The sequence below is a fragment of the Burkholderia sp. SIMBA_051 genome (assembly GCF_046534915.1).
Classification (GTDB): domain Bacteria; phylum Pseudomonadota; class Gammaproteobacteria; order Burkholderiales; family Burkholderiaceae; genus Burkholderia; species Burkholderia ambifaria.
In genome coordinates this window covers 1-277 of sequence record NZ_JAWRXS010000213.1, presented here as the reverse complement: position 1 = coordinate 277, position 277 = coordinate 1, and the positions used below count along the sequence as shown (strand labels likewise).

At 45.8% G+C, this 277-nt stretch carries 1 pseudogene; it reads left to right on the top strand.

The annotated features are described in order from the left end of the window. A pseudogene (locus SB771_RS34230) lies at positions 1 to 277 on the top strand (Replication protein O); the annotation flags it as partial.

Genomic DNA, 277 nt, shown 5'->3' with positions numbered 1-277 from the left:
GACCAAATAAAAACATCTCAGAATGGTGTATCCCTCAAAACGAGGGAAAATCCCCTAAAACGAGGGATAAAACATCCCTCAAATTGGGGGATTGCTATCCCTCAAAACAGGGGGACACAAAAGACACTATTACAAAAGAAAAAAGAAAAGATTATTCGTCAGAGAATTCTGGCGAATCCTCTGACCAGCCAGAAAACGACCTTTCTGTGGTGAAACCGGATGCTGCAATTCAGAGCGGCAGCAAGTGGGGGACAGCAGAAGACCTGACCGCCGCAGA